General features: G+C 74.9%; 20 protein-coding genes. 7 read left to right on the forward strand and 13 right to left on the reverse strand.

Annotated features, from left to right (window positions below; genetic code table 11):
• Positions 1-25: 25 nt before the first annotated feature.
• The 13 genes from AB0I41_RS05455 to AB0I41_RS05515 all read right to left on the reverse strand — a co-directional run bounded on the left by AB0I41_RS05455 (position 26) and on the right by AB0I41_RS05515 (position 15,665).
• Entirely contained in the window at positions 26-3,619 is a 3,594-nt protein-coding gene (locus AB0I41_RS05455) for a hypothetical protein (protein WP_357102135.1), read from the reverse strand.
• A 47-nt stretch (positions 3,620-3,666) separates the two neighbouring features.
• A complete protein-coding gene (gene cutA, locus AB0I41_RS05460; RefSeq protein ID WP_357102137.1) occupies positions 3,667-3,987 on the reverse strand; it encodes a divalent-cation tolerance protein CutA in 321 nt (106 codons plus the stop codon).
• A 31-nt stretch (positions 3,988-4,018) separates the two neighbouring features.
• Positions 4,019-5,041 carry a 1-acyl-sn-glycerol-3-phosphate acyltransferase gene (locus AB0I41_RS05465; protein WP_357102139.1) on the reverse strand — a complete coding sequence of 341 codons (1,023 nt, stop codon included), beginning with the start codon at positions 5,039-5,041 and terminating at the stop codon, positions 4,019-4,021.
• Positions 5,041-5,874, reverse strand: coding sequence for a patatin-like phospholipase family protein (locus AB0I41_RS05470; RefSeq protein WP_357102141.1), 834 nt, complete (start codon positions 5,872-5,874; stop codon positions 5,041-5,043). Before AB0I41_RS05470 ends, AB0I41_RS05465 begins: the two co-directional genes overlap by 1 nt.
• Positions 5,875-6,027: 153 nt before the next feature.
• Positions 6,028-7,083 (reverse strand): glycosyltransferase family 4 protein, encoded by a 1,056-nt coding sequence (locus AB0I41_RS05475; protein ID WP_357102418.1) that lies wholly within the window; start codon positions 7,081-7,083, stop codon positions 6,028-6,030.
• A gap of 151 nt (positions 7,084-7,234) precedes the next feature.
• Complete coding sequence (locus AB0I41_RS05480) at positions 7,235-7,906, reverse strand: BON domain-containing protein (protein ID WP_357102143.1); 672 nt, start codon at positions 7,904-7,906, stop codon at positions 7,235-7,237.
• Between the two features lie 313 nt (positions 7,907-8,219).
• A complete protein-coding gene (locus tag AB0I41_RS05485; protein ID WP_357102145.1) occupies positions 8,220-9,914 on the reverse strand; it encodes a trypsin-like peptidase domain-containing protein in 1,695 nt (564 codons plus the stop codon).
• A gap of 62 nt (positions 9,915-9,976) precedes the next feature.
• Positions 9,977-11,530: a HAMP domain-containing sensor histidine kinase gene (locus AB0I41_RS05490; protein ID WP_357102147.1), complete on the reverse strand. Its 1,554-nt coding sequence runs from the start codon at positions 11,528-11,530 to the stop codon at positions 9,977-9,979.
• Complete coding sequence (locus AB0I41_RS05495; protein WP_088646020.1) at positions 11,527-12,228, reverse strand: response regulator transcription factor; 702 nt, start codon at positions 12,226-12,228, stop codon at positions 11,527-11,529. Before AB0I41_RS05495 ends, AB0I41_RS05490 begins: the two co-directional genes overlap by 4 nt.
• A gap of 67 nt (positions 12,229-12,295) precedes the next feature.
• A complete protein-coding gene (locus tag AB0I41_RS05500; protein ID WP_357102149.1) occupies positions 12,296-12,901 on the reverse strand; it encodes a PadR family transcriptional regulator in 606 nt (201 codons plus the stop codon).
• Entirely contained in the window at positions 12,898-13,734 is an 837-nt protein-coding gene (locus AB0I41_RS05505; RefSeq protein WP_357102151.1) for a DUF4097 family beta strand repeat-containing protein, read from the reverse strand. The genes AB0I41_RS05500 and AB0I41_RS05505 overlap by 4 nt, the downstream gene beginning before the upstream one ends.
• Before the next feature lie 105 nt (positions 13,735-13,839).
• Entirely contained in the window at positions 13,840-14,889 is a 1,050-nt protein-coding gene (locus tag AB0I41_RS05510; RefSeq protein WP_357102153.1) for a lysophospholipid acyltransferase family protein, read from the reverse strand.
• On the reverse strand, positions 14,886-15,665 hold the full coding sequence (locus AB0I41_RS05515) for a GNAT family N-acyltransferase (protein WP_357102155.1): 780 nt from the start codon (positions 15,663-15,665) through the stop codon (positions 14,886-14,888). Before AB0I41_RS05515 ends, AB0I41_RS05510 begins: the two co-directional genes overlap by 4 nt.
• A 183-nt stretch (positions 15,666-15,848) precedes the next feature.
• On the opposite strand from AB0I41_RS05515, the gene AB0I41_RS05520 reads away from it, so the two are divergent.
• The 7 genes from AB0I41_RS05520 (at position 15,849) to AB0I41_RS05550 (ending at position 25,927) form a co-directional block, all read left to right on the forward strand.
• Positions 15,849-16,520 carry a hypothetical protein gene (locus AB0I41_RS05520; RefSeq protein ID WP_357102157.1) on the forward strand — a complete coding sequence of 224 codons (672 nt, stop codon included), beginning with the start codon at positions 15,849-15,851 and terminating at the stop codon, positions 16,518-16,520.
• A gap of 151 nt (positions 16,521-16,671) precedes the next feature.
• Positions 16,672-17,610, forward strand: coding sequence for an ATP-binding cassette domain-containing protein (locus AB0I41_RS05525; protein ID WP_357102159.1), 939 nt, complete (start codon positions 16,672-16,674; stop codon positions 17,608-17,610).
• The gene (locus tag AB0I41_RS05530; RefSeq protein ID WP_357102161.1) at positions 17,607-18,440 is read left to right on the forward strand and encodes an ABC transporter permease; all 834 of its coding nucleotides are present in this window, start codon (positions 17,607-17,609) and stop codon (positions 18,438-18,440) included. Before AB0I41_RS05525 ends, AB0I41_RS05530 begins: the two co-directional genes overlap by 4 nt.
• A 256-nt stretch (positions 18,441-18,696) precedes the next feature.
• A complete protein-coding gene (locus tag AB0I41_RS05535) occupies positions 18,697-22,392 on the forward strand; it encodes a multifunctional oxoglutarate decarboxylase/oxoglutarate dehydrogenase thiamine pyrophosphate-binding subunit/dihydrolipoyllysine-residue succinyltransferase subunit (protein ID WP_357102163.1) in 3,696 nt (1,231 codons plus the stop codon).
• Between the two features lie 91 nt (positions 22,393-22,483).
• Positions 22,484-22,663: a DUF6104 family protein gene (locus AB0I41_RS05540; protein WP_334449077.1), complete on the forward strand. Its 180-nt coding sequence runs from the start codon at positions 22,484-22,486 to the stop codon at positions 22,661-22,663.
• A gap of 70 nt (positions 22,664-22,733) precedes the next feature.
• Entirely contained in the window at positions 22,734-24,809 is a 2,076-nt protein-coding gene (gene pta / locus AB0I41_RS05545) for a phosphate acetyltransferase (RefSeq protein ID WP_357102165.1), read from the forward strand.
• Positions 24,806-25,927 carry an acetate kinase gene (locus AB0I41_RS05550; RefSeq protein WP_357102167.1) on the forward strand — a complete coding sequence of 374 codons (1,122 nt, stop codon included), beginning with the start codon at positions 24,806-24,808 and terminating at the stop codon, positions 25,925-25,927. Before pta ends, AB0I41_RS05550 begins: the two co-directional genes overlap by 4 nt.
• Positions 25,928-26,001: the final 74 nt, after the last annotated feature.

The raw sequence follows: 26,001 nt of genomic DNA on the forward strand, positions 1-26,001 counted from the left end.
GATTCTAGGTGGTGTTGCCCCTACCTCAGCCCATTCGGCCGACTGCCGCCCGCAGCCGGGTCAGGTCGCGGCGACGCCGCTCGTACGTGGCGGCGAGGGCGATCAACGCGAACCCGCCCACGGCCAGGAAGATCCACCGGGGCAGCAGGTCCCAGCCGCGGACCAGCTCGTGCAGGGCCAGCAGGGTCAGCGTGGTCCCCCCGAGCACCGCCGGGGCCTGCCAGCGCCGGGTGGCCCCGGCGAGCACCACGCCGAGGGCGGCGGCCCCGAGCAGCAGCCGTCGCCACGGCTGGGGTTCGGGGGCGACCAGCACCGACACCAGGCCGGGCAGCAGCCCGGCGGCGAGCCCCGGGCCGAGCGCCAGCCAGCTGGTCAACCCCGGCCGGGTACGCAGCGCGACCACGCCCGCGCCCAGCGCCAGTCCCGCCGCCGGCAGGGTGTACGCCTCCAGCAGCACCACGCCGCCGGCGGCGAGCAGCAGCCAGGCCCCGAGCAGTTCGCTGCCGCCGGCGATGCCCGCGAACGCCCACCGCCGGGCGGCGGAGCCGCCCCGAGCCAGCACCCGCGGCGCCACCGCCGCCCCCCAGAGCACGCAGACCGCTGCCGCGTGGCGCGGGGCGGAGGCGGTGAGCAGCAACGCTACCAGCGCCACGGCCTGGGCGGCCCCCTCCGCCGCCCGCCCGGTCACCGGCGTGCGCCGGGCCAGCGGCGGCGCGGCGTGCAGCACCGCCACCGCCACCGCCAGCACCGCGAGGCCGGCGGTACGCAGCGGCAGCCCGGCGGCCAGCGACGCGGTCACCGCGAAGCCGGTCGCCGCGGCGACCGCCACCAGGCAGCCGAGCAGCCGCACCTCGGCCCGCCCGGCGACGCCGGCCACCGCCGCCGCCACGAGCAGCAACGCCAGGCCGGCGAGGGTGCCGGCCCGGGTGGCGAGCAGCCCGACCAGCCCGGCCAGGGTCCAGAGCAGCCCGACCGGCACCGCGACCGCGCCCAGCAGCGGGCGCGGGCGCCACAGCGCGGCGGCCAGCAGGGCGGCCAGGCCGGTCAGCAGCGCCACCGCCGGCACCACCGGCCAGGGCACCCCGGCGGCCACCAGCAGCACCGGCAGCGCGGCGGCGGCGAGGGGCAGCGCCAGCAGGGCCGGGGTGGCCCGGCCGCCCCGGATCCGCCGGGTCACCAGCCCGACGGCGACCGCGAGCACCAGCAGGGCCGCGCCGGCGGCCCACCCGCCGGGCAGCGGCGCGGTCGCGGGTACGCCCGACCAGGGCGCGACCGGCCCGTCGTACGGGGAGAGGAGCGCCGTCAGGGCCACCGGGGCGGCGGCGAGCGCCGAGACCACCGCCAGCGTGGCGGCCACCACCCGGCCGACGACCGAGGCCGGGGTGTCCCGGTCGACGGCCGCCAGCAGCAGCACGACGAGCGCCGCGTAGAGCGCCACCGGTTCGGCGGCCGGTACGACCACCGGCGCCAGGCCGAACCCGCCGAGCGCCACGGCGGACGCAATCGAGGCGTACCCGTCGAGGTCGGGCCGGTGGCGGCGGACCGCGCCGAGCGCGACCAGCGGCAGCACGGCGGCGGCGAACCCGGCGCGCAGCTGCCACCAGGGGGCCGCCTCGGCGGCGAGGAGCGCGACGACGACCCCCGCCGGCACGGCGAGCAGCGCCACGGCCAGCCCGGCCCCGGCGAGGGCGCGCTGGGCCGGGGTGCCCGGGCGGGCCCGGGTCGCCACCGCCAGCCCGGCGAGCAGCAGCACCCCGAGCGTCACCAGCATGCCGCCCGGGGCGGCCAGCGCCACCAGCAGCCCGTGCCCGAGCAGCGCGGCGCCGGCCAGCGACCCGACCAGCACGGTCGGGTTGCGGCGGCCCGGCGGCGCCACGGCCAGCAGCAGCGCCACCCCGACGGCGAGGTCGACCGCGAGCGCCGCCGGCCACGGCGTGGCGGCCACCGCCGGCAGGGCTGACGCGGTCAGCGCGACACCGACGAGCGCGGTCACCGGGCGGGCGGCCCGGGGCAGCAGCAGGCCGGCCGCGGCGGCGGTCACCGCGACGGCGACCGGGAGCTGCCAGCCCCAGCCGTACGCCGGTCCGGCCGCCGCGCCCCGCCACGCGGGCAGCGAACGGGCCACCGCGCCGCCGGCGACCAGCAGGGTGCCCAGGACGCCCACCTGGGCCAGCCCACCGGCGACCACCAGGGCGCCGACCCGGGGGCCGGCGCGCAGCCCCGCCGGGACCAGCCGGGCCGCCCCGGCCAGGGCGGCGGTGATCACGGCGGCCGCCACCAGCAGCAGCCCCGGGCGCAGCTCGGCCACCGGGCGGAGCAGCGCGCCGGCCAGCAGCGGCATCAGCAGCGCCGCCGCGACCTGACGGAACACCCGGCCACCGGCGGCCCACGCCGCGCCGAGCAGGACCAGCCCCACCAGCAGCATCGGCACCCCGGCCAGCAGCGGCTGGCCGGCGGCCCGGCCCCAGGCCAGCGGCACCAGCGCGCAGCCGGCGGCGAGCGTTGTCGCGCTGCCGAAGCCGAGCCAGGCGAGCACCTGTCCGGCCAGCACGACGGGCGGGACGCCCGGCCCGGCGGCCGGTCCCCCACCGGCCGCCGGTCCCCCGATCCGCGCCCCCGGCGGGGTGGCCGGCGTGTCCCCGCCGACCCCCGCCGGGCCCCCGCCGGGCCGCGCCGGGAACCGCCAGCCCGTGGCCGTGCCCGGCGCCGGTCCCGTCGCCACCGGGGCGGCGACGGGACCGGACGGCACCGGGCCGGGCACGGACGGCCCGGCCGGCACCCCGGACCGGCGGCGCAGCGCGACCACCACCACGAGGTCGAGCAACGCCACCGCGAGCAGGACCAGGGCCCACCCGCCGGCCCCTGGTCGGGCATGGACCGCGGCCAGCGGCAGCACCGGCTGCGCGACGACGAGCGCCGCGAACCAGGGCACGGTCAACCGGCTGAGCCGGGCGTACCCGGCGGCGATCGCCGCGCTGGCCCCCCCGGCCAGCGCGGCGTACCGGGTGCCCGGCCAGCCGGCCACGCCGAACAGGTCCACCGCCCAGGCGGCGTACCCGTCGAGGACCACCAGCAGCAGCCCCACCGCGGCGAAGGTCTCCGCGGTCCCCCGCAGCCCGCGCCGGGCCGCGACCAGCGGCGCGGCCAGGGCGAGCACGGTGAACCCGGCCAGGATCGCCGCCCGCCCGGCGACCCCCACGGCGGCCCAGGCGACGGCGGTGAAGACCACCGCCGCGGTGCCGAGGAGCAGCCCACCCAGGACGAACAGCAGCCCCTGCACCGTCCGGGTCGAGGTCTCCGGCCGCCCCGGCGGCGCCGGAACCGGAACGGGTCGGACCGGGACCGGCGGCACCGGCCCGGCCGGCACCGGATGGGCCATCTCCGTGCGGACCCGGGCCGCCAGCTCCGCCCGCCGCCGCTGCGCCGCGAGGAGCCGGCCGGACAGACCCTGGTACGCCTCGCGGGCCCGCTCCACCTCCCGGCCGAGCGCGCGGATCTCCGCGTCCAGCCGGATCACCTCGGCCGCGGGCGGGTACGGCGGCCGGCCGCAGCCGGAGCACCCGCGGGCGAGATCGGCGGGTGCGCCGCAGCCGGGGCAGGGATAGCCGGTGTTCTCCACCCGGCCATCCTCACGGCCCGGGCGCGGCCCGCCCAGAGTGCGCGTACCTAGGTACGGGTGTTCTCGTGCACCCAGGCGGCGTACGCCGGCTCCCCGCACTCCACCCGGGACACCAGGATCTCCGGCACCTCGTACGGGTGGCCGGCGCGGATCCGGTCGACCAGCGCGACCACCCGGTCGGGGGCGGTCTTGAACTGCACCGACCACTCGGTGCCGGTCTCCACCCCGGAACGCCACCAGTAGGTGCTGTCGACCTGGCCGCCGACCTGCGCGCAGGCGGCCAGCCGCCCGGCGACCGCCTCGGCCGCCAGCGCGTCCGCGACCCGGCGCGCGTCCACCACCGTCGTGACCACGCAGATCTGTTCCACCAGCGCACCCTACGCGGCGCCGACCGCGCGGCTACCCGGTGGAGACGCCGTCGCGGTTGGCGGCGATCCACGTGTCGACCCGGCTCCACCAGTCGAAGAGCCAGTCGATGCGCTCCTGGCGTCCGGTCGGGATCTCCTCCGGCGGCACCGACCAGAACCGCATCACGATCCGCTTGTCCATCGGCAGCTCCCGCCAGACGTCGCCCACGGTGAGCATCCGGTCCAGACCGGTGTGCGCCACGAAGATCACCCCGGCGTCCGGGGCGGCGTCCAGCGCGGCGAGCAGGCCACCGGGCTGCGGGGCGAGCACGTGCTGCATCCGCTCGGCGCGCAGCGCCATCCGCTCCAGCCCGAGCGCGCGGAGCCGGGCGATGGCCCGCAGCCGGCGGCCGGGGGTGAAGTTGCCGCCCTCCGGGAAGATCACGAACGCGTCGTCGTCGTCCAGGCCGGTGGCGAGCTGGCCGATCTGCCGGACCACCGAGTCACGACCGTCCGGACCGGGCGCGATGAACCGGTTGGGCAGCCGGTTGAGCAGCACGTCGATCGCCGGGTCCCACTGCAGGCTCTCCTTGAGCACGATCCGCGGCTCGCGGTGGAACCAGTTGACCAGCGAGTGGATCAGGATGAACGAGTCACCCGGCCCGGCGTGCCGGCAGACCACCAGCTCGGGCCGGCCGGGCAGGGCGGTGTCCGGGTCGGTGCCGGCCACGTCGATGCTCAGCCGCAGCGTCCAGCGGGCCTGCCAGAAGAGCACCCGCAGGAAATGGCCGGCGAGCACGTAGTGCGCCCGCTGGAAGGCCGGCGAACGCTTGAACAGCCCGAATCCGGAGGCCACCCAGAGCACGAAGAGCGCGGTCAGCGCCGCCGCGTCCCAGGCCAGGTAGACGCAGCCGATCCAGAACAGGCGCAGCGGGCGCAGGCGGCCGGGCACGAAGGGCGACAGCGCCAGGCCGAGCAGCGCCCAGAGCGGCACCGTGGTCACCACCGCGACCGCGAGCAGCACGACGCCGGGCGCCAGCAGCATCCGGCGTACCCACCTGGGTGGCAGCGGCATCAGTGGTCCAGCTGGGTCGCCAGGTAGTGCCGGGAGGCGGTGTAGGCGCGGCTGATCCGCCGCCCCACCGCCGCCGTGTCCCGGTACGCCCACGGGCTGTCGTCCCGGGGCTTCAGCCCGCCGGTCGGCAGCACGTGCACCTCCACCCCGTCGGGCAGCGCCGCCATCTCCCGGGCGAACCGGTGCCGCCGGGCGATCTCGAAGGCGACCTGGGCGATCTCCCAGGGCCGCCGGGGCGGCGCCAGCTCCCGCTCGATCCGGCCCACCTGGAGTACGAAGATCCGCCGCGCGCCCACCGCGACCGCCTCACCGATCGGGATGGAGTTGACGATCCCCCCGTCGATGTAGTGCTGGTCGTCGATCCGGGCCGGCGGCAGCAGCCCCGGCACGGAGGCCGAGGCGAGCACGGCTGGCACCAGCGGCCCGCTGACGAACCAGTGCTCGGCGGCCCGCTCGATGTTCGCCGCACAGCAGCGGAACGGCACCTTCAGGTCGGCGAAGGTGGTCTCCGTGCCCAGTTCCTTCTCCAGCAGCTTGCGCAGCGGCCGGGGCGAGTGCAGGTGGGTACGGGCGGCGAACCGGCGCAGCTGGCGGGCCACCGAGTCGCCGTACACCTCGCTCGCCTCCGGCGAGGCCCAGAGCCGGACCAGCCGGTCGGTGACCGCCTCGGACGGGTCGGCGGCGACCAGTGCGCCGTTGACCGCGCCGATCGAGGTGCCGAGCACCACGTCCGGGCGGATCCGGGCGCGGAACAACGCGCGGAGCATGCCCACCTCGACCGCGCCGAGCACTCCCCCGCCGCCGAGCACGAACGCCACCGGACCGCCACCCATGTGGTTCATCCTGGCACGTGCCCGCCGCCCGGCCGGGCCCAGCCGCTGGTCACCCCGCTCCGGCCCGCCCGCGGCGCGCGAGCCGTCCACGGCGGAGGGTGACCACCCGGGTCTGACCTCCGGCCGGCCGACCGCAGATCGGGCGGCGTCCGGTCAGCGGGTGGCGATCGGCGTCGGTTCCCGGGCCGCCGTCGTCGCGCCGAAGACGAACTGCCGGTACACCGCCTCGTAGCCCTGCGCCATCCGATCGGTGGAGAAGTCTCGCGCCGCGTGCGCGACGCACGCCGCCGGGTCGAGCCGGACGGCGGCGCGCAGCGCCTCCGGCAACTCCTCGGCGCGGTCCCGGACCAGCCCGGTCACCCCGTCCACCACCAGCTCCGGCACGGCCCCCCGACGCAACGCCACGACCGGCGTGCCGGTCGCCATCGCCTCCACCATCACCATGCCGAACGGCTCGTCCCACTGGATCGGCATGACCAGGCACCGCGCGTCCACCAGCAGCCGCAGGGTCGCCTCCCGGTCGGCGTTGAACACCACGTTGACGTCCTCGTCCAGCAGCGGCTCGACGACCTCGCCGAAGTAGCGCCGCTCGGCGGGCTCGTTGCACTTGCCGGCCAGGGTCAGCGGCAGGCCGGCCGCCCGGCAGGCGCGAATCGCCAGATCCGGGCCCTTGTCCGGGCTGAACCGGGCGAGCCAGAGCACCGGGCCCTGGCCGGGGGCCCGCTTGTGCGGGAGATCCCGCACGTCCATCGCGTTGTGCACGGTGCCCAACCAGGGCAGGTCCGGGTTCAACCGGCGCTGGGCGTGCGAGATGGCCACCAGCCCCACGCCCCGGTCGGTGTCGCCGAGCACGGCGCCGTACTCCCCAACCGGGTTGCCGTGCACCGTGGCCACGGTCGCCACCGCCCGCCGGCCGGCGACCAGCGGACCGATGGTGGTGTGGTCGTGGATCACATCGAAGTCCGCCGGGGAGACCAGGTGGTTCACCCGGGCCAGGTGGGCCAGCTCCGGCAGCGCCTCGCCGAGCCGGGGGTACTGGAGGTCCCCGACCGTGGAGACGAAGTCGGCGGCGGTGCCGTGCTGCCGACCCGCGCCGAAGAGGGTCACCGCGTGCCCGTGCTCGACCAGCCTGTCCACCAGCCCGTGCACCACCTGCTCCAGCCCGCCGTAGCCCGGCGGCGGCACCGACAGCCACGGCGGGACCACCATCGCGATCCGCAGCGGCCGCCCGGGCGGGCTCTCCGACGGACGGTGGGTCACGGCCACAGGTCCTCCCCGTTGCTTCCCGGTGAGCGGGATCGGCAACGATTTCCCCGCCCCGGCTGAGGTAAACGGACATCCGTCGGGCGCGGCGGGCGGCTCACCCGGTGACGACGAGGCGGTCGTCGACGGCCCGGACGCCCGGGGCCGACCAGGCGACCCGTTCCGCCTCGTCCCGCTCCCACCAGGAACGGACGGTGCCGCCCAGGACCACGGTGTCGCCGGCCAGCTCGACGGTGACCGCCTCGGTGCCGGTCCGCCGGCGCAGCGCCCGGCGCAGGTCCAGGGCTGTCTGCTCGGCGCTCGGCGCGGTCGGCGGCACCACCTCGACCAGGTTGGTCACCCCGCGTACGCCCCGCAGCCGGCGCAGCTCCTGCTCGGCGGTGCGCCGCTGGTAGCCGAACTCCACCTCGCCGCGCAGCATCAGCCAGCCGGCGGACACCGTCACGTCCAGCCGCTCGGCGGGCACGAAGCTGTCCCACTCCAGCGCCCGTACGGCGGCGAGGGCGAGGTCACTGTCGTCCTGGCCGTCCAGCCCGGGCAGGCGTACCTCGATGTCGTCGGCGACCGCGCGCACGCCGCGTACCCGGTGCGCGCAGCGCTGCGCCGCCCACTTGCGGGCGTAGCTGTCCACGCGGCCGGTCAGGGTGACCACGCCGTCGGCGACGCTCACCCCGATCTCGTTCGGCTGGGCCTGGGGATCCCAGGCCAACTCGTCCAGCACGTCGCGCTGGATGTCCGGATCGGTGCGGGTGGCCGCTGCCGTCGTCATGGCGTCCCCTCCCGTGCGGTCGGCTCCCGGCGAGGATGCCGACAGATCGGGTGAACCCGGTTCACCTCACCCGGGTGAACCGGCACTTCGAAGGCCGGGCGGGCGGGCCGGCGGCGCCCTGCGGCGGACCGGGCGGGCGGACGGGCCGGGCGGACGGGCCGGGCCGGGCCGGGCGGACGGGCCGGGGGCGTGGGGGGCGGGCCGGAGCGTGGGGGGGCGGGCCGGGGCGTGGGGGGCACGAAAGAGGCGGCGGGCGACGGAGCCAACCCCCTTGGCTCCGCCACCCGCCGCCCGGAGGAGGCAGGTCCTGGTGTTATGACGTCTCGGCGAGCGTGACGGTTGCCTTCGCCTCGACACCATTCCGCTTGTAGGTCACCTCGACCCGGTCGCCGACCTTGCCGGCCTGCACGGCGCCGACCAGGTCGTTGGAGTCGTTGACCACCTTGTCGCCGAACTTGGTGATCACGTCGCCCCGCTGCAGGCCGGCCTTCTCGGCGGCGCTGCCCGGCACGATCGCGGCCACCAGCGCCCCGCCGCTCTCGGCGGCGTTGACGCTGACCCCGAGGGACGGGTGGCTGACCTTCTCGCCGCGCTGGAGCTTCTCGGCGACGTCCTTGGCCTTGTTGCTGGGGATGGCGAAGCCGACCCCGATGTTGCCGCTGCTGCCCTGCCCGGCGGTGGCGATGGCGGTGTTGATGCCGATCACCTCGCCCCGGGTGTTGACCAGCGCGCCCCCGGAGTTGCCGGGATTGATCGGCGCGTCGGTCTGGAGCAGCCCGGAGATCGAGCTGGCGCCCTGCTGCGGGTTCTGCTGCTGCCCGTTCTCGCCAGCCTGGATGGTCCGGTCCCGGGCGCTGAGGATGCCCGCGGTGACCGAGCCCTGCAGGCCCAGCGGGCTGCCCAGGGCGAGCACCTGGTCGCCGACCTGCATCCCGTCGCTGTCGCCGAACCTGGCGGCCTTCAGGCCGCTGACCCCGCTGGCCTTGACCACCGCGAGGTCGGTCTTCGGGTCCGTGCCGACGATCTTGGCCTGGGCGGTCTTGCCGTCGGCGAAGACCACCCGGACGGCGTCGCCGGAGGCGGAGGCGACCACGTGGTTGTTGGTGAGCACGAAGCCGTCGGCGCTGAGGATCACGCCGGAGCCCTCGCCGTTGCCCGTCATGATCGAGACCACGCTGTCCTGCACGGCGGCGGCGATCTTCGGCAGGTCGGCGCTGTTGATCACCGGGGCGGCCGAGTAGGTGCGGGTGATGCCGCCCGAGTCGCCGTTCACGGCCAGGGCGAGTGCGCCGCCGGCCACGCCGGAGCCGAGCATCAGGGCGAAGACCGCGACGCCCGCGCCGACGAACTTGGCCACCTTCGAGGGGCGGGGGCCGGCGGCCCAGGGCGGCACCGGCTGCCCGCCGTGCTGCGGCGGCACCGGCCCACCGGGCCCCTGCGCGCCCGGGTAGCCGGCCGTCCAGCCGGAGTGCTGCCCGGGCTGCCCCGGCTGGTAGCCGGCAGCCGGGTACTGGCCGGTGGCCGGGTACGGCTGGTAACCGGGGCGGTAGCCCTGGTCGCCACCGGGTGCCCCACCCGTCGGGTACGGCGCGGCGGACGTCTGGGCGGCACCCTGGTACGCGGCGCCCGAGGTCTGCCCGGCCCCGGCGTACGGCGCGGCCGAGGTCTGACCCGGGTCGGCGTACGGCGCGGCCGAGGTCTGACCCGGGTCGGCGTAGGGCGCGGTGGAGGTCTGACCCGGGCCGGCGTACGGCGCGGCTGAGGTCTGGGCGTCGGGCCCGTACGGCGCGGTGGAGGTCTGGGCGTCGGGCCCGTACGGCGTGGTGGCGGCGCTCGGGGTGCCGGCCGGCTCCCCCGCGGTGCCGGCGGCGTCGCCCGGGGTGGCCGGGCGGGCTTCGGTGGAGTCGGACTGCCCGCGCTCGACGCGGGACAGCTCGGCGGTGGGGTGCGACGGCTCCGCGTCGGGGGCGGCTGGCCGCCGCTGCGGGTCGGACTCGAACTCGGTCATGGATCCACTTTCTCCCCTCGCACTGGCACCAGCCTGGAACCGGCCTGAATGTTTTCTGAAAGTCAGTCGGCCTGGCCGTCGGCGTCCGGCAGCAGCGGCACCCGGACCCGGAAGGTCGCCCCGCCGCCCGGGGTCTCGGCGACCCGCACGGTGCCGTGGTGGGCGGAGACCAGGGCGGCGACGATGGCCAGGCCCAGCCCGGTGCTGGTGATCCCGCTCGCCCGGCGGGTCCGGGCCGCGTCGGCCCGGTAGAAGCGCTCGAACACCCGCTCGGCCTGTTCCGGGCTGAGCCCCGGACCGGTGTCAGCCACCTCGACCACGGCCAGGTTCCCCGGCTCGCGGCGCAGGCGCAGGGTCACCGACGCCTCCGGCGGGGTGTGGGTGAGGGCGTTGGTCATCAGGTTGCCGATCACCTGCCGCAGCCGGGCGTCGTCCCCGTGCACCACCAGCGGGCCCGAGCCGGGCTCGATCTCCAGCTCGATCCGCCGGTCGGGGTCGACCACCCGCGCGGCGTGCACGGCGTCGGAGGCGAGCACCGGCAGCTCGACCGGGGCCAGCGAGAGGGGTCGTTCCCGGTCCAGCCGGGCCAGCAGCAGCAGGTCCTCCACCAGCAGCCCCATCCGGGCCGCCTCGTCCTCGATGCGCCGCAGCAGGTCGGCGGTCTGCTCCGGCGCGCGGGCCGCGCCCTGCCGGTACAGCTCGGCGAAGCCGCGGATGGTGGTCAGCGGGGTACGCAGCTCGTGCGAGGCGTCCGCGACGAACTGTCGCATCCGCTCCTCCGAGCGGCGGGCCCGCGCCTCGGAGGCCTGCGCGGCCTGCGCGGCGTCCCGGGCGCCGGCCTCGGCCGAGCGGGCGGCCGTCTCCGACGCGGCTCGGGCGGTGAAGGCGGCCTCGATCTGGGTCAGCATCGCGTTCAGCGCGCGGGAGAGCCGGCCCAGCTCGGAGCTGGCCCACTCCTGCCCCTCCTCCGGGTCGGGCACCCGCCTGGTGAGGTCTCCCCCGGCGATCGCGGCGGCGGTGCGCTCGATCTCCACCAACGGCTTGAGGCTGGTCCGCACGATCGCCGCGCCGATCGAGGCCAGCAGGATCAGCACCGCGCCACCGACCAGGAGGTCTATCCAGACCAGCCGCTTGACGGCCAGGTCGACGTCGGTGAGGTGCTGCCCGACCGCCAGCACCCGGCCGTCCGACAGCTCGCGGTAGAGCATTCGCCAGCGTTCGTGGCCGTCCCGCGAGCGGACGGTGAACGGCTCACCCTCCTCGGCCCGGAAGCCTGCCACGTCGGCCGGGACCGGCGGCAGGTCGTCCATTTGAAGGGTCCGGTCGTACCCGATGGTCCTGGTCCGGTTGTCGTCGGCCAGCGCCACGACGTAGTCGGTGGGCAGCGCGGCCCGCGCCAGGCCCGCCTCCAGGTCGGGCAGCACCTGGCCGACCTGGACGCTCGCCACCTGGAGCTCGGCGTCGACCTGGCCGACCAGGTAGTCGCGGAGGAAGTACGTGGTCAGCGAGCTGATCACCACCAGCGCGGCGGCGACCAGCGCCAGCACCGCCGCGACCAGCTTGACCCGCAACGGGACGCTGCGGAGCCGCCCCTTCGCCTCGTGGAGGACGCTCACGCCGCCGGCTTGCGGAGCACGTAGCCCACCCCGCGCAGGGTGTGGATCAGCCGGGGCTGCGTGTTGTCCACCTTGCGGCGCAGGTAGGAGATGTACGACTCGACGATGTTGTCGTCGCCCCGGAAGTCGTAGTTCCAGACGTGGTCGAGGATCTGCGCCTTGCTGAGCACCCGGTTGGCGTTGAGCATCAGGTAGCGCAGCAGCTTGAACTCGGTCGGCGAGAGCTGCACCCGCTGGCCGGCGCGGTGCACCTCGTGGGTCTCCTCGTCCAGCTCCAGGTCGGCGAAGGTGAGCCGGGAGGGGGCGTGCTCGCCGGTGGCCGTACGGCGCAGCACCGCGCGGATCCGGGCGGTCAGCTCCTCCAGGCTGAACGGCTTGGTGACGTAGTCGTCGCCGCCCAGGGTGAGTCCGCGGATCTTGTCGTCGGTGGCGTCCCGGGCGGTCAGGAAGACCACCGGGGTGCGGGTGCCGCCCTCGCGGAGCATCCGGATTACCTCGAAGCCGTCCAGGTCGGGCAGCATCACGTCGAGGACCACGAGGTCGGGGCGGTGGTCCTTGGCGGCGTGCAACGCCGCGCTGCCGCTGGTGGCGGTGGCCACGTCGAAACCGGCGAAGCGCAGGCTGGCGGAAAGCAGTTCGAGGATGTTGGGATCGTCCTCGACGACGAGCAGTCGCGCCTCGGTCTGGGTAGCGGCCATGCCTGCCATCATCCGTGACCCGGCTGCGCCGGCGCTGGACGCTCCCTGGAAATACCCTGTGAGCGGCTCAGCGCAGCAGCCGGCGCAGCCCGTCGAGCGCGCCGTCGAGGACCCGGATCGCGGTGCGCAGCTGGTTGTCGGAGAGCCGCTGCGCCCGGACCAGCCCGCCGACCTCCATGGTGAAGGCGGCCAGCCGCTGGTCGAACTCGGTCAGCAGCGGCGCGGCGGGGGCGGGCGGCGGGGGTGGGGTCGGGGTCGGTCGGTCCCAGCGGGTCTGCCGGGTCTGCCGGGTCGCCTCGCGCAGCTCGCGCTTGAGGTCTCGCACCGAGCCGCGCACCTCGGTCTGGATCTCGCCGGCGAGGGCGGAGAGGTCCCGCACCGAGGCGGTGATGTCGGCTTCCAGGGTGGCCAGCTCGTCGGCGCGCTGCCGCAGCTCCGCCCGGCCCGCCTCGGTGATCTCGTAGACCTTGCGACCGCCGGCCGCGGCGTGGGTGACCAGCCCCTCCACCTCCAGCCGTTGCAGCCGCGGGTAGATGGTGCCGGCGCTCGGGGCGTACAGGCCGAGGAAGCGGTCCTCCAGCAGCCGGATCAGCTCGTAGCCATGCTTCGGGCCGTCGTCGAGCAGCTTGAGCAGGTAGAGCCGGAGCCGCCCGTGACTGAACACGGCGGTCACGGCAGCTCCTCCTGGTCGTCGGCCACCGGACGGGCGAGCAGCGCGATGCTGCCCGACGTCGCGGACGCCCAGAGCTTACCCTCGCCGGCGCCGAGGACACCCTCGCTGTCGCGCACCGCGGCCAGCCCGCGGCTCGCCAGCACCTGCGGGAAGCCGCTGGTGATGCGGCCGGAGGCGGTGTGCAGCCGGACGGCGAGGTCGCTGTCCTCCCGGACCCGGACGGTGATGCTGCCGGAGATGGTGCTGAGCCGGATCTCGCTGCGCCGGGGGTTGTCGAAGTCGCAGGTGATCGCGCCGGAGACGGTGTGCGCGCGCACCTGGCCGGGGGCGCTGTCGGCGAGGATGACCTCGCCGGAGACGGTCTCCAGGGTGACCTCGCCGGCCACCCCGAGGGCCTCCACCGGGCCCGAGATGATCTTCGCGGCGGTGGTGCCGCGCAGCCCCATCAGGGTGATCTGGCCGGATGTCACGTCGGCCCGGGTCCGCCCGCGCAGCCCGGAGGCGACCAGCGAGCCGTCGATCAGGTTGAGGGTGGCCGACACCTGGGCGGGGACCGCGACGGAGACGTCGACCCGGGGCCAACGGGCCAGCGGCCCGGCCCACCGGAGCACCTGCGACCAGCGGAACTTTCGATCCTGGACGATGCAGAGTCGCCCGTCGCGGTGCTCGACGTGGATGGGCCGGTGTTCGCCGCCGGCCTGGGTGATGTCGACCCGGGCCGGGCCGTCGGTGGCGACCACGTTGAGCCGGCCGCTGATCAGCCGCACGTCGAGCGCGGTGACCGGGTCGTCCAGGGTGAAGCGGCGCGGCTCCTCGACCGTCCAGCTGGTCATGGCGTCCTCCCCTCGATGCGCACGGCCCCACGGCCCGCGCTCAGGAGGACAGCGTAACGCGATACATCGCGATAGAACAAGACTGTCGCGAGTGTCGGGTCGGCGTCAGGCAGCCAGGTTCAGCTCCCGTTCGTCCGTCGGACGGTCCGCCCCGCCGCGCCGGTCCGCGCCGGCGCGGAGGTCGGCCCCGGCCCGCACCTCGACCGCGCCACCGGCCAGCCTGGACACGGCCACCGACGCCAGTCCGGCAGCCGCCCGACGGGCCGGAAGGACTGCCCCGACGGGACCGGGGCCGGACAGCGCGGCCACCGGGCGGGGCGCGACGGGCCGGGCCGGCACCAGGTGGACCGCCGACTCGGCGGCCCGGGCCAGCGCCCGCCGGTCCGCGTCCGGGGCCGGGTGCAGGGCCGCGGCCACCCGCACGGTGACCACCAGGTCGCGGGCGGCGAGCACCCGGCGTACCGACCGCCAGAGGGTGTCGTCGCCGACGAAGGCGGGCGCCGTGGTGGCCTCGCCGGTGGCGGCACAGCGGTAGCCGACGCGCAGCGGCACCACCGGGACCCCGGCGTCGATCGCCGCCTGGAACACCGCCGGCCGGAACCCCCGCACCGGCCGGCAGTCGCCCGCCGTCGGAGTGCCGCACCAGGTCGTACCCTCCGGGAAGACCGCGACCGGGTCACCTGCCCGCAGCGCCCCGGCGATCCGGGCGACCGTCGCCGGCAGTTCGCGGGGCCGGGCCCGGTCGACGAAGAGCGCGCCGGCCGCGCGGGCCAGCAACCCGACCAGCGGCCAGGCCCGGACCTCCCGCTTGGCCAGCATCCGGGCCGGCGCGACGGCCAGCAGCGCCAGCACGTCCAGCCAGGAGACATGGTTGGCGACCAGCAGCGCCCGCCGGCGCGGCGGCCGGCCCCGCACCTCCAGCCGCACACCGAGAGCGCGGGCCGTCGCCCGAGCCCACCCCCGGACCGCCGCCGCGCCCGGCGCCGGCGGCAGCACCGGCAGCAGCGCGACCACACCGGCCCCGGCCAACAGCATCCCGAGTACGCCCAGCAGCCGGGCCGCCCGCCGGGCGAGGGGTACGGCGGGCACCTGCCCCGGCGCCGGCAGGCAGTCCGGCCCACAGCCGGAGGTCGGTCGCCACAGCTCGGCGCTCATTCCTGCGCCCCGCCGAGGAAGTGCCGCAGGTAGCGCGGGTTCATCCGGTCCAGGGAGAAGAGCACGTAGAAGTCCGCCACCCCGAAGTCCGGGTCGTACGCCGGCTCCCCCGCGACCCAGGCCCCCAGCCGGAGGTAGCCGCGCAGCAGCGGCGGAATCAGCGCCTGCCCGGCGGCGCCACCCTCGGCGGCGTCCGGCGGGACCGCCTGCCGCTCGGCGAACCAGGGGCGCAGCGGGCTGACCCGCAGCAGCGGCGGGGCCAGGTGCCGGGACCGCACCCGGGCCCACACCTCGGCGGCGGCCCGGCCCCCGTCGCCCACCGGCACCGAGGCGCAGCCGCCCAGCCAGCGGGAGCCGCGCAGGTGCAGGTAGCGGGTGATGCCCGCCCACATCAGGTTGATCACGGCGCCGGAGCGGTGGTCGGGGTGGACGCAGGAGCGGCCGGCCTCGACCAGGACGTCGCGCAGCGGGTCGAGCGCGGTCAGGTCGAACTCGCCCTCGGCGTACCGGCGGTCGGTGCGTCCCGGCGGCAGCAGCCGGTACGTGCCGACCACCGCGCCGGTGCGCTCCTCGCGCACGATCAGGTGGTCACAGTGGGTGTCGAGGTCGTCGACGTCCAGCCCGGCACCGCCGGGGCGCAGGGTCGCGCCGAGCTCGGTGGCGAAGACCTCGTGGCGCAGGCGTTGCGCGGCCGCGACCTGGGTCGGGTCGTCGGCGATCAGCAGGGTGTATCCGCTGGTCGTCAGGGGTGCGCCAGCGGCATGCAGAACGGCCATGGGACCTGTGTAGGTGCCCGGGGTTGCCGGCCACCCGGCGACGGGTGTCGATCCGGTGAACGCCGGTCGGCGGTCGGCCCCGAACCGCCGACCGGGTGGACTCCCCGACATTCCGCCTGGGCCGGCGTGCGAGGCTGCCCGGGCGGACCCGGCGACGGCGCCGGGCACGACGGAGGTGCGCCGATGATCATCGAGTCCCGGTTCAACGGGCCGCCCGGATCGGGCAACGGCGGGTGGAGCGCCGGGGTCTTCGCCGAGGCGTACGGGGCCGACCAGCCGGTCGAGGTGACGCTGCGCCGCCCGCCGCCGCTGGAGACCCCGCTGACCATGGCCGACGGCGACGTCCTCGACCCGGCCGGGCAGCTCGTCGCCCAGGTCCGCCCGGCCGGCGACCTGCCCCCGGCGGTCGCCCCGGTGGACCCGGCGACGGCGACCGCCGCCGCCGCGGCGTACCCCGGCCTGCGGGACCACCCCTTCCCCGGTTGCTACGTCTGCGGCCCGGACCGCCCGGACGGGCTGCGGATCTTCCCCGGCCGGCTGCCGGACGGCCGGACCGCCGCGCCGTTCCGCGCGCCCGACCGGGTGGTGCCGGCGACGGTCTGGGCGGCACTGGACTGCCCGGGCGGCTGGGCGGTCATCGCCCCGGGCCGGCCGTACGTCCTCGGCCGGGTCGCCGCGGTGGTCGACGCGCTGCCCCGGCCCGGCGACGATTGCGTGGTGACCGGCGAGCTGGTGGCCGGCGAGGGGCGCAAGGCGATCGTGCACACCAGCCTGTACGGCCCGACCGGCGCGCTGCTCGGCCGGGCCCGGGCCACCTGGATCGCGCTGCCCCCGGAACCGGCGTCTCGTCCCTGAGGACGACCGCCTCCTGCGTGAGGTGGAGCCCGGTCTACGGACCGCGCCTGATTGACCCGGTTGCGCGCCCTTGTCAGGCTGTGCCCGGCGCTCCGGAGCAACGGCGCCGCACACCGCGGCGCGTGACGCGCCGCCGCACGGGAGGAGCACGATGTCCGACGGGCAGTGGAGCCCCAGCACCGGGACCGGCCAGATCGTGGTGTCCGGACTGACGAAGCATTACAAGAACGTCCGGGCGGTCGACAACCTGTCCTTCACCGTCGAACCGGGGCGGGTGACCGGCTTCCTCGGCCCGAACGGCGCCGGCAAGACCACCACGCTGCGCATGCTGCTGAACCTGGTCACCCCGACCACCGGCGAGGCCACCGTCGACGGGGTCCGCTACGCCGACCTGACCGACCCGCTGCGGCACGTGGGCGCGGTGCTGGAGGCGTCCAGCGCGCACAAGGGCCGCACCGGCGTCAACCACCTGCGGGTGATCTGCGCGGCGGCCGGGCTGCCCCGGCAGCGCGCCGAGGAGGCGCTGGCCCTGGTCGGGCTGACCCCGGCGGCCGGGCGCAAGTTCAAGGGCTACTCGCTGGGCATGAAGCAGCGCCTCGGCATCGCCGCCGCGATGCTCGGTGACCCGCGGGTGCTGATCCTGGACGAGCCGGCCAACGGGCTGGACCCGGAGGGCATCCGGTGGATGCGCGGGTTCCTCAAGAGCCTGGCCCACGAGGGCCGCACCGTGCTGGTCTCCAGCCACCTGCTCTCGGAGATGCAGCTGCTCGCCGACGACGTGGTGATCATCGCCGCCGGCCAGCTGGTCCGGCAGGGGCCGGTGGAGCAGGTGATCGGCTCGATGGCCCAGGGCGTACGGGTGCGGGTGCGCACCCCGCAGGCCGACGAGCTCACCGCCGCGCTGAAGGCGCAGTCGGCCACCGTCACCCCGGACGAACACGGCGTCCTGCTGGTGGACGGGGCGGACGCCCCGACCGTCGGCCGGGTCGCCCTGGCCGCCGGCGTGGAACTGCACGAACTCACCACGGAACGGCCCGACCTCGAACGGGTCTTCCTGGAGCTGACGGCCGGGAAGGCGGGCATCCGATGAACCTGGTCCGATCCGAGCTGCTCAAGATCCGTACGACCAACACCTGGTGGCTGTTCGGCCTCGGCGCACTGGTCACCCTGGCGCTGGCGTTCCTGGTCAACGCGGTGAACGCGGTGATGTACCTCAGCGGACCGCAGGACCTGGAGGGCGTGCCGGCGGAGCAGGCCGAGCAGCTCCGGGCCTCGGCCAACGAGGTCTACCAGGCGGCGAACCTGTTCACCTCGGGGCAGTACTTCGGGCTGCTCTTCGTGCTGCTGCTCGGCATCATCGTGGTGACGAACGAGTTCTACCACCAGACCGCGACGACCACCTTCCTCACCACTCCGCACCGGACGGTGGTGGTCACCGCCAAGCTCGTCACCTCGGCGCTGATCGGCGCGTTCTTCTGGCTGGTCACCACCGTGCTGACCGTGCCGGCGACGCTGATCTTCTTCGCGGTGAAGGGGTGGGACGCCCACCTGGGCGACTGGGACATCACCCGGGCGATCCTGCTCAACCTGCTGGCGTACCTGCTCTGGGGCGTCTTCGGCGTCGGCTTCGGCGTGCTGATCCGCAGCCAGATCGGGGCGACCATCACCGCCGTGGTGCTCTATCTGGTCGGCACGACCGCGGCGAACGTGGTCTTCTTCCTGCTCCAGCAGTGGCTGGAGTGGGACTGGATCGGCAAGCTGGCGGTGATCGTGCCGTCCACCGCGTCCTCGCTGATGATCAGCGGGACGGAACTGCCCGGCAACCCGCCGCAGTGGGTGGGCGCGGCGGTCCTGATCGCGTACGCCGTGGTGACCTCGACGGCCGGCAGCCTGATCATGCGACGCCGCGACATCGCCTGAGCGGATCCGGCGACGGCCCCGGGCGGTGACGACCACGTCACCGCCCGGGGCCGTCGGCTTAGCAGGAGTCGACGCGACCCGCAGCGTTTGCCGAAGTTCTGGCATCTTCTGTGAAACAGAACACCCGTCGGAGGCGGAAATGCCTGCGGCATTCGTACGGCGTAGCCTGGGAGCCGTCTTCCGTGCGCCCGTGACCGGGCACACGGGTGCCAACCGCGTGACATACGAACCCGCGTGAAAGAGGCGATTAGCGGCCGTGTCGACCCAGCAGACTTCGCAGGAGAACCCACTGGCGGGTTTCGGCCCGAACGAATGGATCGTCGAGGAGATGTACCAGCGCTACCTCGCCGACCCGTCGAGCGTCGACTCGGCCTGGCACGACTTCTTCGCCGACTACCGGCCGGCCCCGGGCGCCGCGACCCCGCGCCCGGCCGAGGAGAAGGCCCCGGCCCTGCCCGCTCCCGCCGAGCCGGCCGGGCAGCAGGAGGCCGCCGCGACCGTGACGCGGCCGGCCGCGCCCGCCAAGCCGGCGCCCGCCAAGCCGGCGCCCGCCAAGGCCGCCCCGGCCAAGCCGGCGGCGAAGGCGCCGACCGCCGGCGGCGCGGGCACCACCCCGCTGCGCGGCGTGGCCGCCAAGATCGTGCAGAACATGGACGCCTCGCTGGCCGTGCCGACCGCGACCAGCGTGCGCGCCGTCCCGGCCAAGCTGCTGGTCGACAACCGCATCGTGATCAACAACCACCTCGCCCGCGGGCGCGGCGGCAAGGTCAGCTTCACCCACCTGGTCGGGTACGCGCTGGTCCGGGCGCTGGTCGAGCACCCGGAGATGAACAACTCCTTCGCCGAGGTCGACGGCAAGCCGGCGATGGTCCGCCCGGAGCACGTCAACCTGGGCATCGCGATCGACCTGGCCAAGCCGGACGGCAGCCGCACCCTGGTGGTCCCGTCCATCAAGGCCTGCGAGCAGATGGACTTCCGGCAGTTCTGGCAGGCGTACGAGGACGTGGTCCGGCGCGCCCGCCGCAACGAGCTGACCATGGAGGACTACACCGGCACCACGATCTCGCTGACCAACCCGGGCGGCATCGGCACGGTGCACTCCATCCCGCGCCTGATGCAGGGGCAGAGCGCCATCATCGGCGTCGGCGCGATGGAGTACCCGGCGCCGTACCAGGGGATGAGCGAGGCCACCCTCGCCGAGCTGGCGGTCAGCAAGATCATCACGCTGACCAGCACCTACGACCACCGGATCATCCAGGGCGCCCAGTCCGGCGAGTTCCTCAAGGTGATGCACGAGCTGCTGCTCGGCGAGCGCGGCTTCTACGACGAGATCTTCACCTCGCTGCGCATCCCGTACGAGCCGGTGCGCTGGGTGCGGGACGTCGCGGTCGACTCCGAGGGCCAGATCAACAAGACCGCGCGGGTGCACGAGCTGATCCACGCGTACCGGGTGCGCGGCCACCTGATGGCCGACACCGACCCGCTGGAGTTCAAGATCCGGAAGCACCCGGACCTGGACGTCCTGGAGCACGGGCTGACCCTGTGGGACCTCGACCGGGTCTTCCCGGTCAACGGGTTCGCCGGCAAGCAGCGGATGAAGCTGCGCCAGATCCTCGGCGTGCTGCGTGACTCGTACTGCCGCCGGGTCGGCATCGAGTACATGCACATCCAGGACCCGGAGGAGCGCCGCTGGATCCAGGAGCGGATCGAGCGCCGGTACGAGAAGCCGTCGGCCGACGAGCACAAGCACGTGCTCAACCGGCTCAACGCCGCCGAGGCCTTCGAGACCTTCCTGCAGACCAAGTACGTCGGGCAGAAGCGCTTCTCGCTGGAGGGCGGCGAGTCGCTGATCCCGCTGCTCGGCGAGGTGCTGGAGGCCTCCGCCGAGGACGGGCTGGACGAGGTCGTCATCGGCATGGCCCACCGCGGCCGGCTCAACGTGCTGGCCAACATCGTCGGCAAGCCGTACGAGAAGATCTTCTCCGAGTTCGAGGGCCACCTGGACCCGCGGTCCACCCAGGGCTCCGGCGACGTGAAGTACCACCTGGGCCAGAACGGCAAGTTCACCACCCCGGGCGGCGACCACGCGGTCAAGGTCTCGGTGGTGGCGAACCCGTCGCACCTGGAGGCCGTGGACCCGGTGCTGGAGGGAATAGTCCGCGCCAAGCAGGACCGGATCGACCTCAAGCTGGAGGGCTACACCGTGCTGCCGCTGGCGGTGCACGGTGACGCCGCCTTCGCCGGCCAGGGCGTGGTCGCCGAGACGCTCAACCTCTCCCAGCTGCGCGGCTACCGCACCGGCGGCACCGTGCACGTGGTGGTCAACAACCAGGTCGGCTTCACCACCGCCCCGGAGTACTCGCGCTCCAGCCTCTACAGCACCGACGTGGCCCGGATGATCCAGGCGCCGATCTTCCACGTCAACGGCGACGACCCCGAGGCCGTGGTCCGGGTCGCCCGGCTGGCCTTCGAGTACCGGCAGGCGTTCAACAAGGACGTCGTGATCGACATGGTCTGCTACCGCCGGCGCGGGCACAACGAGGGCGACGACCCGTCGATGTCCAACCCGCAGATGTACAAGATCATCGACTCGAAGCGCTCGGTGCGCAAGCTCTACACCGAGGAGCTGATCGGGCGGGGTGACATCACCGTGGAGGACGCCGAGGAGCTGCTGCGCGACTACCAGTCGCAGCTGGAGCGGGTCTTCAAGGCCACCCGGGACGCCGCCACCACGCCCCGCCAGCTGAGCCGGCCGCGCCGCGAGGACGAGCCGGAGCCGCAGGTGGAGACCGCCACCGACGCCGCCGTGGTCAAGGCGATCGGCGAGGCGCACGTCAACCTTCCCGAGGGCTTCACCCCGCACAAGCGGATCCAGCAGCTGCTCGACCGACGGGCCAGGATGTCCGTCGAGGGCAACATCGACTGGGGTTACGGCGAGATCATCGCGTTCGGCGCGCTGCTGCACGACGGGGTCACCGTCCGGCTCGCCGGCCAGGACTCCCGCCGCGGCACCTTCGTCCAGCGGCACGCCTCGGTGGTCGACGCCAAGACCGGCGAGGACCACCTGCCGTTGCAGACGCTCACCGGCGACGGCGAGCGGTCCCGCTTCTTCGTGCACGACTCGCTGCTCAGCGAGTACGCCGCGATGGGCTTCGAGTACGGCTACTCGGTGGAGAACGTCAACGCGCTGGTCTGCTGGGAGGCCCAGTTCGGTGACTTCGTCAACGGCGCCCAGTCGGTGATCGACGAGTTCATCTCCTCCGGCGAGGTGAAGTGGGGCCAGCGCTCCGCGGTCACCCTGCTGCTGCCGCACGGCCACGAGGGCCAGGGCCCGGACCACACCTCCGGTCGCCCGGAGCGGTTCCTCCAGCTCTGCGCCGAGGACAACATGCGGGTGTCCATCCCGACCACCCCGGCGAACTACTTCCACCTGCTGCGCCGCCAGGCCCTGTCGCCGAAGCGGAAGCCGCTGGTGGTGTTCACGCCGAAGTCGCTGCTGCGGCACAAGCTCTGCGTCTCCCCGGTGGAGGACTTCACCACCGGCACCTTCCAGCCGGTGCTGGCCGACACCGCCGCCCCGGCGCCGGAGCAGGTGAAGCGGGTGCTGCTCTGCTCGGGCAAGGTCTACTACGACCTGTTCCAGGCCCGGCAGGAGCGCGGCGTCACCGACACCGCGATCATCCGGATCGAGCAGCTCTACCCGATGCCGGTCGAGGAGATCCGGGCCACGCTGGCGCAGTACCCGAACGCCGAGGACTTCGCCTGGGTGCAGGAGGAGCCGGCCAACCAGGGCGCCTGGTCGTTCGTCGCGCTCAACCTGCTGGAGCACCTGGCCGACGTCCGGCTGCGGCGGATCTCCCGCCCGGCCGCGGCGGCCCCGGCGGTCGGCTCGGCCAAGATGCACGAGGTCGAGCAGACCGCGCTGATCGAGGCGGCCCTCCCCCGCCCGTGACCTGACCGCACCGCCGAGACCCGGGGCAGCGCCGTCCGCGTGACGGCCCTGCCCCGGTTGGTGTCGGCGGCCACCAGACAAGGACGTACGGATGTACTTCACCGACCGTGGCATCGAGGAACTCGTCGAGCGCCGGGCCGACGAGCAGATCAGCATCGAGTGGCTCGCCGAGCGCCTGCGCGACTTCGTCGACCTCAACCCCGAGTTCGAGACCCCCATCGAACGCCTGGCCACCTACCTCGCCCGCCTCGACGACGAGGACGACGAATGAGCCGGGCGGGCCCGGGCGGATGGGACGAAGGTCCCGGGCGCGGGAGGGCGTGATCTTCTAGGGTGGGGGCGTGGCCCGCAGCGTCTACCTGACCAGCGTGGGGTCCGGCGGGGGGAAATCGACCATCGCCCTCGGCCTCGCGGAACTCCTCTCCCGGCAGGTCGAGCGGATCGGCGCGTTCCGGCCGCTGGTCGCCGACACCGGCCCCGACCCGATCCTCGCCCTGCTCACCGACCGCTACCGGGTGGACCTGCCACAGCAGGAGCTGACCGGCGCCACGTACGCCGAGGCGGGCACGCTGGTCGCCGACGGCCGCCGGGAGGAGCTGATCTCCCGGATCGTCGAGCGGTACCGCAGCGTCGAACGGCGCTGCCCGGCAGTGGTCGTGGTGGGCAGCGACTTCGCCGACGGCGGCGACGGCGCGGGCCCTCGCGAGCTGGCCTTCAACGCCCGGCTGGCCACCGAGTTCGGCAGCGTGGTGGTACCGGTGATCGACGGCTTCGGGCAGGAGCCGGAGGCGATCGCGGCGGCGGCGCGCGGGGCGTACCACGATCTGGAGGACCTGGGCGCGACGGTGCTGGCGGTGATCGCCAACCGGGTGTCCGGGCCGATGACCCTGCCGGAGCTGCCCGTCCCCGCGTACGCCATCCCGGAGGTGCCGACCGTGTCGGCGCCGACGGTGGCCGAGGTGGCGGCGGCGCTCGGCGCCACCCTGCTCGCCGGGGACGACGCCGCGCTCGGCCGCGACGTGCTCGACTACGTGGTCGGCGCCGCGCACGTGCCCACCCTGCTCGACCATCTCACCGACGGGGCATTGGTGATCACCCCGGGCGACCGGGCGGACCTGCTGGTCGCCGCCAGCGCCGCGCACGTCGCCGGGCAGGTCTCGGTGGCCGGGCTGGTGCTCACCCTCGGCGAGCAGCCCGACCCCCGGGCGATGCGGCTGGTCGAGGGGCTCAACACCGGACTGGCGGTGCTCTCGGTACGCAGCGACAGCTACGACACGGTGGCCGCGTCCAGCCGGATCGAGGGCCGTCCGAGCCCGGCCAACCCCCGCAAGGTCGAGGCGGCGCTCGGCGCGTTCGAGGGCAACGTGGACACCGTCGACCTGGCCCGCCGGCTGCGGGTCAGCCGGTCCGAGCGGGTCACCCCGCTGATGTTCGAGTACGACCTGATCGACCGGGCCCGGGCCACCCGCCGCCGGCTGGTGCTGCCCGAGGGGGCCGAGGAGCGGATCCTGCGGGCGGCGGAGATCCTGCTCCGGCGGGGCGTGGCCGACCTGACCCTGCTCGGCCGCCCCGACGACGTGACCCGCCGCACCCGGGAGCTCGGCATCGACGTCACCGGGGCGGACGTGGTCGACCCGGCCACCAGCGGGTGGCGCGAAGAGTTCGCCGTCGAGTACGCGCGGCTGCGCGCCCACCGGGGCCTCACGGTCGAGCTGGCGCACGACATCGTGGCGCAGCCCAACTACTTCGGCACGATGATGGTGGCCACCGGGCACGCCGACGGCATGGTCTCCGGGGCCACCCACACCACCGCGGCCACCATCCGCCCGGCGTTCGAGATCATCCGTACCGTGCCCGGGGTGTCGGTGGCCTCCAGCGTCTTCTTCATGCTGCTCGCCGACCGGGTGCTGGTCTACGGCGACTGCGCGGTCAATCCCGACCCGGACGCCGCCCAGCTCGCCGACATCGCCATCTCGTCGGCGGACACCGCCGCCCGGTTCGGCATCGAGCCGCGGGTGGCGATGCTGTCGTACTCCACCGGCGACTCGGGGACCGGCGCGGACGTGGAGAAGGTCGCGGCGGCCACCAAGCTGGTCCGCGCGCGCCGCCCGGAGCTGCTGGTCGAGGGCCCGATCCAGTACGACGCGGCGATCGACCCGCAGGTCGCGGCGACGAAGCTGCCGGACAGCCCGGTGGCCGGGCGGGCGACCGTCTTCATCTTCCCGGACCTGAACACCGGCAACAACACGTACAAGGCGGTGCAGCGCTCGGCGGGCGCGGTCGCGGTCGGCCCGGTGATGCAGGGCCTGCGCCGGCCGGTCAACGACCTGTCCCGGGGCGCCACGGTCGCCGACATCGTCAACACCGTGGCGATCACCGCCATCCAGGCCGCCGCGTCAGCCGAGGAGACCCCGTGACCGACCGTGTGCTGGTGCTCAACTGCGGCTCCTCGTCGGTGAAGTACCGGCTGTACGACGGCGAGACCGTCCAGGACAAGGGCACCGTGGAGCGGATCGGCGAGCCGGGGGGCGGACCGGCCGACCACGTCAGCGCCGTACGGCAGATCCTGGACCGGCTCGACCTGACCGGGCTGGCCGCGGTCGGGCACCGGGTGGTGCACGGCGGCCGGCGGTTCAGCGAGCCGGTCCTGGTCGACGACGCGGTCTTCGCCGCGATCAGGGAGCTGGTGCCGCTCGCGCCGCTGCACAACCCGGCCAACCTGGCCGGCATCGAGGTGGCCCGGGAGGCGCTGCCCGACGTCCCGCAGGTCGCCGTCTTCGACACCGCCTTCCACCACACCCTGCCCGAGGCGGCGGCCACCTACGCCATCGACCGGGAGATCGCGGGTCGCTACGCCATCCGCCGGTACGGCTTCCACGGCACCTCGCACGCGTACGTCTCCCGGCGCACCGCGGAGCTGCTGGACCGGCCGTACGAGGCGCTGCACACGATCACCCTGCACCTGGGCAACGGGGCGAGCGCCTGCGCCGTCCAGGGCGGTCGCAGCGTGGCCACCTCGATGGGGATGTCCCCGCTGGAGGGCCTGGTGATGGGCACCCGCAGTGGGGACCTGGACCCGACGGTCATCTTCCACCTGCGCCGCGAGGGCGGGATGGGAGTGGACGAGATCGACGACCTGCTCAACCACCGCAGCGGGCTGCTCGGCCTCACCGGCGTGAACGACATGCGCGAGGTGCTGGAGCGGCGAACCGCCGGGGACCCTGCCGCCGCGCTCGCCTTCGACGTCTACTGCCGCCGGATCACCGGGTACGTCGGGGCGTACTACGCGCTGCTCGGCCGGGTGGACGCGGTCACCTTCACCGCCGGGGTGGGCGAGCACTCCGCCGAGGTCCGGGCCGCCGCGCTGGCCGGGCTGGACCGGCTGGGCATCGCCGTCGACCCGGCACGCAACTCCGGCCACGGCGACCGGATGATCTCCCCTGACGGGGCCGAGGTCAGCGTCTGCGTGATCGGCACCGACGAGGAGCGGGAGATCGCCCGGGAGACCCGCGCGGTGGTCGAGGCCCACGCCTGACTCCCGCTCGGCAGGCGGTGGAGGCGGGCGGCCACCACCCGGGCGCCCCGGCCGGCGGGGCGAGCCGTGACGGC

The organism is Micromonospora sp. NPDC050200, from assembly GCF_040656135.1.
Classification (GTDB): domain Bacteria; phylum Actinomycetota; class Actinomycetes; order Mycobacteriales; family Micromonosporaceae; genus Micromonospora.